Raw genomic sequence first — 13,495 nt, 5'->3', positions numbered from 1 at the left:
TGCGATGCCCCGGCCCAACCGCCACACCCTCTTTCCTTTCCTCAGTTGGCTACCGCGCCAGACCCGCGCCAGCGTCGGGCGGGACGCGATGGTCGGTCTCAGCGGCGCCGTGCTCGCCTTGCCGCAGTCGATTGCCTACGCGCTGATCGCCGGGCTCCCACCGGAATACGGCCTGTACGCCGCGATCATCCCGGTGTTGATCGCCTGCCTGTGGGGCTCGTCGTGGCACCTGATCTGTGGGCCAACAGCGGCGATTTCCATTGTGCTCTACGCCAGCATCAGTCCGTTGGCCGTGCCGGGCTCGAAGGACTACATCACCCTGATCCTGTTGCTGACATTCCTCGCCGGGGTGTTCCAGTGGCTGCTGGGCATGCTGCGCTTTGGTGCGCTGGTGAATTTCATCTCCCATTCGGTGGTGCTCGGTTTCACCCTGGGCGCCGCCGTGGTGATCGCCCTGGGGCAGTTGCCGAACCTGCTGGGGCTGGACCTGCCGAGCCAGGCCACGGCGATCAATAGCCTGATGGCATTGATCGAGCATGGCGGCGAGTGGGACCACGCCTCGCTGACGCTGGGCCTGGGCACCTTACTGGTGGGCGCATTGCTCAAGTATCGGGTGCCGCGTTGGCCGACCCTGTTGATCGCCCTGGCGTGCGGCAGCCTGGCGGTTTGGCTGTGGCCGGCGATGTTCGGGCACGTGGCGTTGGTCAGCGCGTTTATCGGCAAACTGCCGCCGTTCAGCCCCTTACCGCTGGACCCGGACATGATCCTGCGTCTGCTGCCGAGCGCCGTGGCCTTGGGCATGCTGGGGTTGGTGACCAGCCTGTCGATTGCCCGCTCACTTTCGGCGCGTTCGCAACAACTGCTCGATGCGAATCAGGAAGTGCGTGCGCAGGGCTTGTCCAACATCGTCGGTGGATTTTTTTCCGGTTACTTGTCGGCCGGCTCCTTCACCCGCTCAGGCCTGAGCTACGAGGCCGGCGCCTGTTCGCCATTGGCCGGGGTGTTCTCCGCGCTCTGGGTAGCACTGTTTGCGTTGTTCGGCGCGGCGCTGATCGCGCATATTCCAATCCCGAGCATGGCCGCGAGCATTCTGCTGATTTGCTGGGGCCTGGTGGATCATCGCGGCGTGCGTGCCTTGTTCAGGGTCAGCCGTGCGGAGTTCGTGGTGATGAGCCTGACCTGCGTCGCGACGTTGCTGCTGGAGTTGCAAACCGCGATCTACGCGGGCGTGCTGGCCTCGCTGTTTTTCTACCTCAAGCGCACCTCACAACCTCGCGTGCAGCAATGGCGCGACGGTGAGGACGATGTATTGCGCGTGGGTGGCTCGATCTTTTTCGGCGCCAGCCATTACCTGCAAGTGCGCCTGCAAAGCTTGCAGGGCCAGCGGGTAGTGATCGAGGCGCAGCAGATCAATTTTATCGACTATTCCGGGGTGGAGATGCTGCATCAGGAGGCGCGGCGGTTAAGAGGGCTGGGGCGTAGCCTGACGTTGCGCCGAGCCAGGCCGCAGGTGGTTGAGGAATTGAGGAAGCTGGAGGGGGCCGAAAAATGCCCCATCCACTTTGAAGACTGAACAGCGCTGACGCGGCGGGATTTACGCAGACGCCAACTGTCGACGCAGTTCAGCCAACACCGGCGCCGAATCCGGACGCACGCCGCGCCACAGGAAGAACGCTTCGGCCGCCTGCTCAACCAGCATGCCCAGCCCGTCCATCGCCACGGCGGCGCCCTGTTCAGTCGCCCAGCGGCAGAACGCCGTCGGCGCCTTGGCATACATCATGTCGTAGCAAAACGTCTTGCCCGGTTCGATCAAGCTGCCGGCGATCGGCGGTACGTCGCCTGACAGGCTGGCGGACGTAGCATTGATGATCACGTCCACCGGCTCACGCAGCCAGTCGAAACCACTGGCAGACACAGGGCCCAGATCGTCGAACAGCTCGGCGAGCATTTCGGCTTTTTCTACCGTGCGATTGGCGATAATCAACGAAGCTGGTCGCTCCGCCAGCAACGGCTCCAGTACCCCGCGCACCGCGCCACCGGCGCCCAGCAGCAGAATGCGTTTGCCTTGCAGGTTCAACCCGGCGTTCACCGTCAGGTCCCGCACCAGGCCAGCACCATCGGTGTTATCACCGAGCAACGTGCCATCGCCCAGCTTGCTCAGGGTGTTCACCGCGCCAGCGCGCTGGGCGCGCTCGGTGAGGCTGTCGGCCAGGCGGTAGGCGTCTTCCTTGAAGGGTACGGTGACGTTGGCGCCACGGCCGTGCTGAAAGAACTCGCGGGCACAGTCGGTAAAGCCCTCCAGCGGCGCGAGTAAGGTGCTGTAGTCCAACTGTTCACCGGTCTGCTCGGCGAACAAGCGGTGGATCAATGGCGACTTGCTGTGGCCGATAGGGTTGCCGAAGACGACGTAATGATCCATCAGACCGCCGCCTCTGGCGCAGCTACGCCAAGCCAGTCACGGTCTTGCAGGAAGTAATCGGTCAGGCGCGCTTCGTCGGTGCCGGCTTCGGCTTTCCAGTCGTAGCTCCAGCGCACTTGGGGTGGCAGCGACATCAGAATCGACTCGGTACGCCCGCCCGACTGCAGGCCGAACAGGGTGCCGCGGTCGTAGACCAGGTTGAACTCGACGTAGCGGCCTCGGCGGAATTCCTGGAATTCGCGCTGCTGCTCGGTGTACGCCATGGCCTTGCGGCGCTGCACGATCGGCAGATACGCGTCGATATAGGCGTCGCCGATGGCGCGGATGAAGGCGAAACAGGTGTCGAAGTCCCACTCGTTCAAGTCATCGAAGAACAGACCGCCGATACCGCGCGGCTCGTTACGGTGCTTGATGTGGAAGTAGGTGTCGCACCAGGCCTTGTAGCGCGAGTAGACGTCAGGGCCGAAGGGCGCACAGGCCTGCTCGGCCACGCGGTGCCAGTGGATGCAGTCTTCTTCATTGCCGTAGTAGGGCGTGAGGTCAAAGCCGCCACCGAACCACCATACCGAGTCTTCGCCTTCTTTTTCGGCGATGAAAAATCGTACGTTGGCGTGGGACGTCGGTACATGGGGGTTATGCGGATGAATCACCAGGGACACGCCGAGGGCTTCAAACCCCCGGCCGGCCAGCTCCGGGCGATGCGCACTGGCGGACGGCGGCAGGCCGCTGCCGAACACGTGGGAAAAGTTAACGCCGCCTTTTTCGATCACCGCACCGTTTGCGATCACACGGGTGCGACCGCCGCCGCCGGCAGGCCGGGTCCAGGCATCTTCGATAAAGCGAGTGTCCGTCTCGAAGGTTTCCAGGGCGCTGCAAATGCGGTCTTGCAGGTCGAGCAGGTAGGCTTTGACAGCCTCGGTGCGGGTAGTCATGACATCACCTTGAATCGGGCAGCGCTGCGCAAGGCCATGGGGCCTCGGCGGCAAATGGGCGCACAGGATACCACTGCACTCAGGTTCACCGCAGTTGACGAGGATCAAGCTTAGGAGTCCGATAGGGGGCTACGCGAATTCGAACCCAGGAGAAGTGCAGATGGCCAAACGTATCCAGTTCAGTGTCCATGGTGGCCCCGACGTTCTTGACTACGTGGACTACACGCCGGCGGAGCCGGGCCCGCAGCAGGTTCGAGTGCGTAACGAGGCCATCGGCCTGAACTTTATCGACACCTATTTCCGCAGCGGCCTGTACGCACCGCCCGCCTTGCCATCCGGGCTGGGCGCGGAAGGCGCCGGGGTGGTGGATGCCGTCGGCAGTGACGTCAGCCAATTCAAAGTCGGCGACCGCGTGGCCTACGGCAGCGGCCCGCTGGGCGCGTACAGCGAACTGCACGTACTGCCCGCCGCCAATCTGGTGCACCTGCCCGATGAGATCAGCTTCGAACAAGCGGCCGGCGCCATGCTCAAGGGCCTGACCGTGCAGTACCTGCTGCGCCAGACCTATGAGTTGAAGGGGGGCGAAACCATCCTGTTCCACGCGGCAGCCGGTGGCGTCGGCTCCCTGGCCTGCCAGTGGGCCAAGGCGTTGGGCGTGAAGTTGATCGGCACCGTGAGTTCGCCGGAAAAAGCCGCCATAGCCAAAGCCCTCGGTGCGTGGGAAACCATCGACTACAGCAAGGAAAACGTCGCGCAGCGCGTACTAGAACTGACCGACGGTAAAAAGTGCCCGGTGGTGTATGACGGCGTCGGCAAGGACACGTGGCTCACGTCGCTGGACAGCACCGCGCCCCGTGGGCTGGTGGTGAGTTTCGGGAATGCGTCGGGCGCAGTGGACGGCGTGAACCTGGGGATTCTGTCGGCGAAGGGTTCGCTGTACGTGACCCGGCCGACCCTGGCGACCTACGCCAACAATGCGGCGAACTTGCAGGCGATGGCGGATGATCTATTTTCGATGATCAAAAGCGGCAAGGTGCGCATTGATATCAACCAACGGTATGCGCTGGCGGATGCGGCGAAGGCGCAGACCGAGTTGTCGGGGCGACGCACCACCGGGTCGACGATTTTGCTGCCGTAAGGCGATGGACTTATAGGGGCTGTGAGGCCCTTGTCGCAAGCAAGCCCGCACATTTTTTGATCGGTGCCCCTGGTGTGACCACTCGATCAAAATGTGCGGGCTTGCTGGCGAAGGGCACGCCTCGGTCTCAGGACGGACGCACCACATCACCTGTCACCAGATCGCGGATCAGGCTTGGGTTCTTGCGTCCACCCAAGGCGCCGCCCAGGACCAAGTCCACTTGGCCACGGAAATACTGCTCTACGCGAATCCGCGTGCGCGCAGCCGGACGGCCCTGAGGGTTGGCCGAGGTGGAAATCAATGGCCCCACCAGTGAACACAAATCCCGTACCAACGGGTGATCGCTGACCCGCAGCGCCACCGTGTCATGCACGCCGGTCACCCATTCCGGCAGCAAATCCTGGTGAGGCACCAGCCAGGTATTCGGCCCCGGCCAGGTGCTCGCCATGCGTTCGATCCAGGTATCCGGGAAGTCCTCGAACAGAAAGTCGAACTGACGAATATTGTCGGCCACCAGGATCAGCCCCTTGTCCACCGAGCGGTTCTTGATCGCCAGCAGCCGGTCCACCGCTTCTTCGTTCCAAGGGTCGCAGCCCAGGCCCCACACTGCCTCGGTTGGATAGGCAATCACCGCGCCTGCGCGAATTTCTCGTGCGGCTTCCAGCACACGCCACCTGTTGACCATTGTTTACTCTCCAGACTAAAGCTCTGGGCAGTTTACCGATCTTCGTTACAAAACCTAGTTCCAATAAACCTGGCTGCTACGAAAGCGGACCGCGCGCAAGCCAGCGCCCGTTTTCGCAGATCACCTGGCCCTCAAGCTCCAACTCCGTGAGGGTTGCCAACACTTGGGACAACGGTCGCCCGCTGGCAATCGCCAGAGCTTCACTGGTATGGGGCGCCGCATGCAGCAGCGTCACCAGCGGGTGCACCACCGGCATCGGCGTTGGGCGCGACAATGCCTGCCAACCGCGCAGTCCCTCAAAAATGTCATCGATGGTTTGCACCAGGGTCGCGCCTTCACGAATCAACTGGTGACAGCCTTTGGCGCCGGGATGATGAATGGAACCTGGGATCGCATACACCTCACGCCCTTGCTCGGCGGCGAGTTTTGCGGTGATCAACGAACCGCTGGCGATACTGGCCTCCACCACCAGCACGCCCAGCGACAGGCCGCTGATAATGCGATTGCGTCGGGGGAAATTGCCCGCTTGGGGCACGGCGTCCAGCGGGAACTCGGAAACCACCGCGCTGCCTTGGGCAATCATCGCCGCTGCGAGCCGCCGATGGCGCTGTGGATAAAAATTTTCAAGCCCGGTGCCGAGCACGCCGATTGTATGTCCACCCACATCCAATGCCGCTTGGTGCGCAGCGCCGTCAATACCCAGGGCCAAGCCACTGGTGATGACAAAACCGGCACTCGCCAGGCTGCGGGAAAACGCGGCGGCGGTGTCCATGCCGGGGCGCGAGGCGCGCCGGCTGCCGACCACCGCCAGTTGCGGTTTTTCGAGGATGGCGGGGTCGCCGGCGACGAATAACAGCGGCGGTGCATCGTCGATCTGCGCCAGCAGTGCCGGGTACTCAGGCTGGTCCCACATCAACAAATGCTGGGCCGGACGCGCCAGCCAGGCTAATGCGTCGCTGGCTCCGTCGCGTATTTCAGCGCTGCGTCGGGCATCGGCACTGATGGCCGGTAAGCCCAGGGAGCGCCAGGCACTGGCCGGGGCGCTGATGGCTTTTGATGCGCTGCCGAACGCTTCGATCAACACGCGAAAGCGCTTCGTGCCTACTTCCGGCAGCCTGTGCAAGCGTAGCCGTGCTTCCAGTTCTGACGGGGATATTTCATGGCGGTTTGTCGGATACATCGGGATCATCCTTGATCGGAACAAGCTGTGGATAACTCTGTTGGTAACTTATTTAGCCGGCTATTTATTGCGTTTGAAGGGCAGTCTCAAAACGGTCCATTACCGCCAGCGGATGCGACGCGCTGAGTACGAGGGCGTAACTGAGCTTTTCAAAGGTGCGAAACACTAGCAGGGTGCCCGCGCGCTCGTCGGGAAGCTGCACAAGGGCGCCGGTAAGGGCGTCGCGCACGCAGGCGCCGGTTTTGATCACACTGAGCAAGTGGCCTTCGACCAACCCGTCGCGGCGACCTTTGTTCAGGGTGATGGCGTCGAGTACGCCGATCTGCGTGATGCCCTTGGGGATATCGATAATGTGCCCCTGGATAAACGGCACAGACTGCGCAGGTTGCACAGTTGCCACCCCATGGGGAGCGGCGGCACTGAGCAAGCGGTCGCCGGGGCGCACCTCCTGGGTCACGCGCTGCACCGCCAGCGTGCTGAGATCGCCGGCGGTGACAAAGCGCGCGGTGCCGATCTCGTCGGCGTTGAGCCCCAGCAGCTCGCCGCTGTGGGGGTCGGTGTAGAGCCTGCCGCGACGAAAAATCCCATAGCTGGGCTGAGTCGGGTCCAGATTGCCCCTTGCGTACACGCGCTCGCCATTGGCGCCCAGTACGCGACCGGTACTTGCGGCAACAATGTAGGGTGCGGTGTCCAGGTCCTGGGGCGAATCGAGAATGCGGTTATGCAGCAGGAAGCGCTGGATGGCCTGTTGAGTGGGTTGATCCACGCGCTGTAGGGGCGGCGGCAGCAGGGCCATGGCGAACGGGGCCCACAGCAGCAAGACGAGTAGCGATTTCCTCATGGGGTGAATCTCCTTTATTATGTGCGTTCGCGTGAAATGCCACGGCCTTCGCGGCTTTAGGACGTTTCACACCGGCCGTGTGGGTCCATCCCACCGCCGATTTGCCTCTACCTCACATGTGCAGCAATTACGCTTATGGCTATTTTGAACATCCTCGAATTCCCCGACTCGCGCCTGCGCACGATCGCCAAACCGGTGGCCGTAGTGGACGACAAGGTTCGTCAGTTGGTCGATGACATGTTTGAAACAATGTATGAAGCCCCGGGCATCGGCCTGGCCGCGACACAGGTCAACGTGCACCTGCGTGTCGTGGTCATGGACCTGTCTGAAGATCGCAGCGAACCCCGGGTGTACATCAACCCCGAGTTCGAACCGCTGACCGAAGAGATGGGCGAGTACCAGGAAGGCTGCCTGTCGGTGCCGGAGTTCTACGAAAACGTCGAGCGCCCGCTGCGCGTGAAGATCAAGGCGCTGGACCGCGACGGCAAGCCGTTCGAGCTGATTGCCGAAGGCCTGCTGGCGGTGTGCATCCAGCACGAATGCGATCACCTCAACGGCAAACTGTTTGTCGATTACCTGTCCACGCTCAAGCGCGACCGGATCAAGAAGAAGCTGGAAAAAAAGCATCGCCAGCAAGCTTGATGCCCTTCTTCCAAAGGCTTGCTACGGCAAGCCTTTTTCTTTTGTGACTGCTTTTAACCGAGAACTCCCATGACCGAGCCATTGCGCATTGTTTTTGCCGGCACTCCTGAATTCGCGGCCGAACACCTCAAGGCCCTGCTCGCCAGCCCTTATGACGTCGTCGCGGTGTACACCCAGCCGGATCGCCCGGCCGGTCGCGGGCAAAAACTGATGCCCAGCCCGGTCAAGCAACTGGCCCTGGAGCACACCATTCCCGTGTTGCAGCCACCGACCCTGCGCAACGCCGAGGCCCAGGCCGAACTGAACGCGCTCAAGCCAGACCTGCTGGTGGTGGTGGCCTACGGCTTGATCCTGCCGCAAGCGGTGCTGGACATCCCACGCCTGGGTTGCATCAACAGCCACGCCTCGTTGTTGCCACGCTGGCGCGGTGCGGCGCCGATCCAGCGCGCCGTGGAAGCGGGCGACAGCCAGAGCGGTGTGACCGTAATGCGCATGGAGGCGGGTCTGGACACCGGCCCGATGCTGCTCAAAGTTATCACCCCGATCACCGCCGAAGACACCGGCGGCAGCCTGCACGACCGCCTCGCCGAGATGGGCCCACCTGCCGTGATCCAGGCCATCGCCGGTCTCGCTGCCGGCACCCTGGAGGGCGAAGTGCAGGACGACAGCTTGGCCACCTACGCCCACAAACTGAATAAAGACGAAGCGCGCATCGACTGGAGCCGTCCGGCCGTAGAGCTGGAGCGCCTGGTGCGAGCCTTCAACCCTTGGCCGGTCTGCCACAGCACCCTCAACGGCGAAGCCTTGAAGGTACTGGCCGCGACTTTGGCCGACGGCAAAGGCGCACCCGGTGAAATCATCGGCGCCAGCAAAGACGGCCTGTTGGTGGCCTGCGGTGAACAGGCGCTGTGCCTGACCCGTCTGCAATTGCCCGGCGGCAAAGCGCTGAACTTCAGCGATTTGTTCAACAGCCGCCGGGAGAAATTTGCCCTGGGCACTGTACTCGGGATGGCCGCTCAATGAACCCACGTCTGGCCGCCGCCAAGGCCCTCGCCGCCGTACTCAACGGCAAGGCATCGCTGAACAGTTCGCTGCCCACGCAGCTGGATAAGGTCGAAGACCGCGACCGTGGTTTCACTCAGGACCTGGCGTTCGGTACCGCCCGTTGGCAACCTCGGTTGTCGGCGTTGGCGACCAAACTGCTGCAAAAACCGTTCAAGGCCGCGGACGCAGACGTCGAAGCGCTGTTATTGGTCGGCCTTTATCAGTTGCTCTACACCCGCGTGCCCGCCCACGCGGCCATTGGCGAAACCGTCGGGTGTGCCGACAAGCTGAAAAAACCCTGGGCCAAGGCGCTGCTCAACGCTGTACTGCGCCGCGCCCAGCGTGAAAGCGAAGCGCTGTTGGCCGAGCTGGAACATGACCCGGTGGTGCGTACCGCACACCCGCGCTGGCTGCAAAAATCCCTCAAGGCCTTCTGGCCCGAGCAATGGGAAGCCATTTGCGCAGCCAACAATGCCCACCCGCCGATGATTCTGCGGGTCAACCGCCGCCATCACAGCCGTGATGCGTATCTGCACTTGCTGACAGCCGCCGGCATCAACGCCACGCCTTGCGTGTACAGCGGCGACGGCATCGTGCTCGAAGTCGCCACCGACGTGCGCAGCCTGCCGGGCTTCGCCGACGGTTGGATCAGCGTGCAGGACGAAGCCGCGCAACTGGCCGCCGAGTTGCTCGATCTGGCACCAGGCCAGCGTGTCCTGGACGCCTGCTGCGCCCCGGGCGGTAAGACATGTCACATCCTGGAAGTCGAAAAAGACCTGGCTGGCGTAGTCGCTGTCGATCTGGAGGCCAAGCGCCTGGTGCGCGTGCGGGAAAACCTCGCGCGCCTGGGCCTGAGCGCCGACCTGATCGCCGCCGACGGCCGCGACACCGCCACGTGGTGGGACGGCAAACCGTTCCAGCGCATCCTGCTCGACGCACCATGCTCGGCCACCGGCGTGATCCGCCGCCACCCGGACATCAAGCTGACCCGCCAACCCGACGACATCGCCGCACTGGCGGTGCTCCAAGGCGAGTTGCTGGACGCAATGTGGCCGACCCTGGAAGTCGGCGGCATCCTGCTCTACGCCACATGCTCCACGCTGCCTACCGAAAATACCGAGGTAATCGAAGCCTTCCTCTCCCGCACCAGCGGTGCGCGAGAACTGGATCTCGCCACGGCCGCCGGCATCAAGCAGCCACACGGCCGCCAATTGCTGGCGCAGGAAGGCGGGCATGATGGCTTTTACTACGCCAAACTGATCAAGATCGCCGCCGCACGCGGCTGAATGGTTTTAAGGGAGTGACCGGTTGAAAATCATCATCCTTGGAGCAGGGCAGGTGGGCGGCACACTGGCCGAGCACTTGGCCAGCGAAGCCAACGACATCACCGTGGTCGACACCGACAGCGAGCGTCTGCGCAACCTCGGTGACCGCCTGGACATCCGCACCGTACAGGGCCGCGCATCGTTCCCGACGGTGTTGCGCCAGGCCGGTGCCGACGACGCCGACATGCTGGTGGCCGTGACCAACAGCGACGAAACCAACATGGTCGCCTGCCAGGTCGCCCACACCCTGTTTCATACCCCCACCAAGATCGCCCGGGTGCGTGAAGCCGCTTACCTGACCCGCGCCGGCCTGTTCGACAACGATGCGATCCCGGTCGATGTGCTGATCAGCCCGGAACAGGTGGTGACCCACTACATCAAGCGCCTGATTGAAATTCCCGGCGCCTTGCAGGTGATCGACTTTGCCGGTGGCAAGGCGCAACTGGTGGCGGTGAAGGCGTACTACGGCGGCCCGTTGGTGGGCCAGCAATTGCGCCAGCTGCGCGAGCACATGCCGAATGTGGAAACCCGCGTCGCGGCGATTTTCCGACGTGACCGACCGATCCTGCCCCAGGGCGATACGGTCATCGAAGCCGACGACGAAGTATTTTTCATCGCCGCCAAGGCGAATATTCGCGCAGTGATGAGCGAAATGCGTCGGCTCGACGAGAACTACAAACGCATCGTCATCGCCGGCGGTGGGCAAATCGGCGAGCGCCTGGCCGAGGCAATCGAAAGCCGCTACCAGGTGAAGATCATCGAGATGAGCCCCGCGCGCTGCCGGCATTTGTCCGATACCTTGGACAGCACTGTCGTCTTGCAAGGCAGCGCCTCGGACCGCGACCTGTTGATGGAAGAAAATATCGCCGACGCCGATATCTTCCTGGCGCTGACCAACGATGACGAAGCCAACATCATGTCTTCACTATTGGCCAAGCGGCTGGGGGCGAAGAAGGTGATGACGATCATTAACAATCCGGCCTATGTCGACCTGATCCAGGGCGGCGATATCGACATCGCTATCAGCCCGCAACTGGCGACCATCGGCACCTTGCTCGCCCACGTACGCCGTGGCGATATCGTCAGCGTGCACTCACTGCGCCGGGGTGCGGCGGAAGCGATCGAAGCGATTGCCCACGGTGATGAAAAATCGAGCAAGGTGATCGGCAAGGCCATTCGCGATATCGGTCTGCCACCTGGCACGACCATCGGCGCGATCATTCGCGATGAGGAAGTGATCATCGCCCACGACGACACGATGATCGCCACCGGAGACCATGTGATCCTGTTTCTGGTGGATAAAAAACATATCCGCGACGTGGAGAAATTGTTCCACGTGGGGCTGAGCTTCTTCTGATTAAACGGGGTGTTTGAAATGCTCGAATCCCTGGAAAAAATGCTCGCCAAAGGTGTGGATAACTCATTGCTGCGCTTTGGCTTGGGCAAGGGTTATCTGGACCTGAAGGACAATGCCAAGGCGGCGGAGCATTTGCACAAGTGTGTCGAGTTCGATCCGAAGTATTCGGCGGCGTGGAAGTTGTTGGGCAAGGCGCAGGCAGGGCTTGGCGATCAAGCGGCTGCGCGGCTGGCATGGGAGAAGGGCATCGAAGCGGCGCAAGCCCATGGCGACAAGCAGGCCGAGAAAGAAATGACGGTGTTCCTGAAGAAACTCGACCGTCAAGGCTGAAGGGCGATTAAACAATGTGGGGGGCGTGCTCGCTCCCACATTGTTTTGTAACGCCTGTCGGTCAGCGATAACTCAGTACCACCGCTCCTCACCCGGCGGACGTTTCTTGAAGCGCTTCATGCTCCACATGTACTGGCTCGGGTAGGCGCCGACATAGCGCTCCACCACTTTGCTCATCGCCGCGCAGGAAGTGGCGGTGTCGGTGCTGTACATATCTTCCGGCGCCGCTTCCAGGATCACTTTGTAGCCCGAGCCGTCCGGCAGCCGCAGGGCGTGCAGGAATACGCCGACCGCCTTGTGGCCGGCGAGCATGTTCGGTACGAACTTGCTGGTAAGAGCCTGGGTGGCGAAGAACGGCACGAAGATCCCGGCGGATTCAGCCGGTTCCGGGTCAGCGGGGATGCCCACCTGACCGCCTTTGCGCACTTCCTTGATGACGCTGAGGATGCCTTCCTTGGTCGACGCCGCCACGCGGTTGCCCAACTGCACGCGCTGCTTGCGCAGCAACTCATCCACCGCCTTGAGCTTGGGCGGACGATAAAAAATGATCGGTTTGCACTGGTTGCAATAGAAATGGTTCAACACTTCCCAGTTACCCAGGTGACTGGTGATGCCAACCACGCCTTTGCCCGAAGCCAGGGCCTCGTGCAGCACGTGCAGGCCTTCGACCTCACGCACCAGGTCGATGGAGCGCTGGGCCGGCCAGATCCAGGCGCAGGCGCTCTCGGTCAGGGACTTGCCGATGTCCATCAGGCTGCGGCCGACGAGGCGCTCGCGCTCGGCCGGGTCCATGTCCGGAAAACACTTGGAAAGGTTGATCCGCACCGTCTCGCGGGAACGGTTGGGGGTTTTCCACATGATCCAGCCGATGGCCGAACCCACGGCTTGCACTGCGCGCCAAGGCAGCAGGGCAAACAACCGAAGAGCGCCCACCAGCAAGGCGCCTTTAAACTTTTCCACAGGTCACTCCTGATCGTATGTGATGCGCAAAGCGCGCATTCTAACCGGCGTTGGCCAGGTCCGCGTAACGGTCGCAGTCCTGAGTGTGGTCCATGACCATGCCAGAGGCCTGCATGAACGCGTAGCAGATGGTCGGCCCGACGAAAGTGAAGCCGGCTTTTTTCAGGGCTTTGCTCATCGCTTCAGCCTCGGGCGTAATCGCCGGGACTTCGCTGCGATCCTTGAAGTGATTGACCTTGGGCACGCCACCGACAAACGACCAGAGCATGCCTGCCGGATCCTCAAGGGCTAGCCAGGCTGCGGCGTTGCGCCGGGTCGCGTTGAGCTTGAGACGGTTGCGCACGATGCCGGGGTCGAGCATCAACGCGTCGATTTCAGCATCGGTCAGTTGCGCCAGGCGCCTGGCATCAAAGCCAAACAAGACCTTTCGATAATGCTCGCGTTTGCGTAAAACGGTGATCCAGGACAGGCCCGCCTGGAACCCTTCGAGTAAAAGCAACTCGAACAAACCCTGCGCATCGCGCAACGGCGTTCCCCACTCCTGATCGTGATAAGCCATGTACAGCGGATCTTCAGAACACCAAAAGCAGCGTGGCATAAGGCTCCAGGGGATGGTGGCGCGGCCGAATCGGGTATACTCCC

General features: G+C 62.3%; 14 protein-coding genes. 7 read left to right on the top strand and 7 right to left on the bottom strand.

All coding sequences use genetic code 11. The annotated features are described in order from the left end of the window. Positions 1–4 precede the first annotated feature (4 nt). The gene (locus KZX66_RS21450) at positions 5–1,573 is read left to right on the top strand and encodes a SulP family inorganic anion transporter (RefSeq protein WP_248083245.1); all 1,569 of its coding nucleotides are present in this window, start codon (positions 5–7) and stop codon (positions 1,571–1,573) included. 21 nt (positions 1,574–1,594) lie between these two features. On the opposite strand, the gene aroE is transcribed toward KZX66_RS21450, so the two are convergent. After that, complete coding sequence (gene aroE / locus KZX66_RS21445) at positions 1,595–2,419, bottom strand: shikimate dehydrogenase (RefSeq protein ID WP_248083243.1); 825 nt, start codon at positions 2,417–2,419, stop codon at positions 1,595–1,597. Then, positions 2,419–3,351: an oxygen-dependent coproporphyrinogen oxidase gene (hemF, locus tag KZX66_RS21440; protein WP_248083241.1), complete on the bottom strand. Its 933-nt coding sequence runs from the start codon at positions 3,349–3,351 to the stop codon at positions 2,419–2,421. The genes aroE and hemF overlap by 1 nt, the downstream gene beginning before the upstream one ends. A 160-nt stretch (positions 3,352–3,511) precedes the next feature. Between hemF and KZX66_RS21435 the strand changes: the two genes are divergently transcribed. Beyond that, positions 3,512–4,489: an NADPH:quinone reductase gene (locus KZX66_RS21435; RefSeq protein ID WP_248083238.1), complete on the top strand. Its 978-nt coding sequence runs from the start codon at positions 3,512–3,514 to the stop codon at positions 4,487–4,489. 127 nt (positions 4,490–4,616) lie between these two features. On the opposite strand, the gene KZX66_RS21430 is transcribed toward KZX66_RS21435, so the two are convergent. The 3 genes from KZX66_RS21430 to KZX66_RS21420 form a co-directional block, all read right to left on the bottom strand. Further along, entirely contained in the window at positions 4,617–5,174 is a 558-nt protein-coding gene (locus KZX66_RS21430; protein WP_248083236.1) for an L-threonylcarbamoyladenylate synthase, read from the bottom strand. Positions 5,175–5,250: 76 nt separating this feature from the next. Further along, complete coding sequence (gene dprA / locus KZX66_RS21425; protein WP_248083235.1) at positions 5,251–6,354, bottom strand: DNA-processing protein DprA; 1,104 nt, start codon at positions 6,352–6,354, stop codon at positions 5,251–5,253. Between the two features lie 64 nt (positions 6,355–6,418). Continuing rightward, a complete protein-coding gene (locus KZX66_RS21420; protein ID WP_248083233.1) occupies positions 6,419–7,195 on the bottom strand; it encodes a peptidoglycan-binding protein in 777 nt (258 codons plus the stop codon). A 135-nt stretch (positions 7,196–7,330) separates the two neighbouring features. Here KZX66_RS21420 and def point away from each other — a divergent pair, with 135 nt between their 5' ends. From def to KZX66_RS21395, 5 genes are all read left to right on the top strand, one after another. Beyond that, positions 7,331–7,837, top strand: coding sequence for a peptide deformylase (gene def, locus KZX66_RS21415; protein WP_003187273.1), 507 nt, complete (start codon positions 7,331–7,333; stop codon positions 7,835–7,837). A 69-nt stretch (positions 7,838–7,906) separates the two neighbouring features. Next, on the top strand, positions 7,907–8,860 hold the full coding sequence (fmt, locus tag KZX66_RS21410) for a methionyl-tRNA formyltransferase (protein WP_248083232.1): 954 nt from the start codon (positions 7,907–7,909) through the stop codon (positions 8,858–8,860). Continuing rightward, a complete protein-coding gene (rsmB, locus tag KZX66_RS21405) occupies positions 8,857–10,167 on the top strand; it encodes a 16S rRNA (cytosine(967)-C(5))-methyltransferase RsmB (RefSeq protein ID WP_248083230.1) in 1,311 nt (436 codons plus the stop codon). The genes fmt and rsmB overlap by 4 nt, the downstream gene beginning before the upstream one ends. A 22-nt stretch (positions 10,168–10,189) precedes the next feature. Continuing rightward, positions 10,190–11,563, top strand: coding sequence for a Trk system potassium transporter TrkA (trkA, locus tag KZX66_RS21400; protein WP_248083228.1), 1,374 nt, complete (start codon positions 10,190–10,192; stop codon positions 11,561–11,563). Positions 11,564–11,581: 18 nt separating this feature from the next. Next, on the top strand, positions 11,582–11,893 hold the full coding sequence (locus tag KZX66_RS21395; protein WP_248083226.1) for a hypothetical protein: 312 nt from the start codon (positions 11,582–11,584) through the stop codon (positions 11,891–11,893). Between the two features lie 72 nt (positions 11,894–11,965). Here KZX66_RS21395 and KZX66_RS21390 read toward each other — a convergent pair whose 3' ends face one another. Both KZX66_RS21390 and tag read right to left on the bottom strand, forming a co-directional pair. Beyond that, a complete protein-coding gene (locus KZX66_RS21390) occupies positions 11,966–12,853 on the bottom strand; it encodes a lysophospholipid acyltransferase (RefSeq protein ID WP_248083224.1) in 888 nt (295 codons plus the stop codon). 40 nt (positions 12,854–12,893) lie between these two features. Beyond that, on the bottom strand, positions 12,894–13,451 hold the full coding sequence (gene tag, locus KZX66_RS21385; RefSeq protein ID WP_248083222.1) for a DNA-3-methyladenine glycosylase I: 558 nt from the start codon (positions 13,449–13,451) through the stop codon (positions 12,894–12,896). Positions 13,452–13,495 lie beyond the last annotated feature (44 nt).

Source organism: Pseudomonas sp. EYE_354 (assembly GCF_023148575.1).
In the GTDB taxonomy this organism is placed as follows: domain Bacteria; phylum Pseudomonadota; class Gammaproteobacteria; order Pseudomonadales; family Pseudomonadaceae; genus Aquipseudomonas.
Note: the sequence above shows the minus strand (reverse complement) of the source record. Positions and strands in the feature narration are given on the sequence as shown.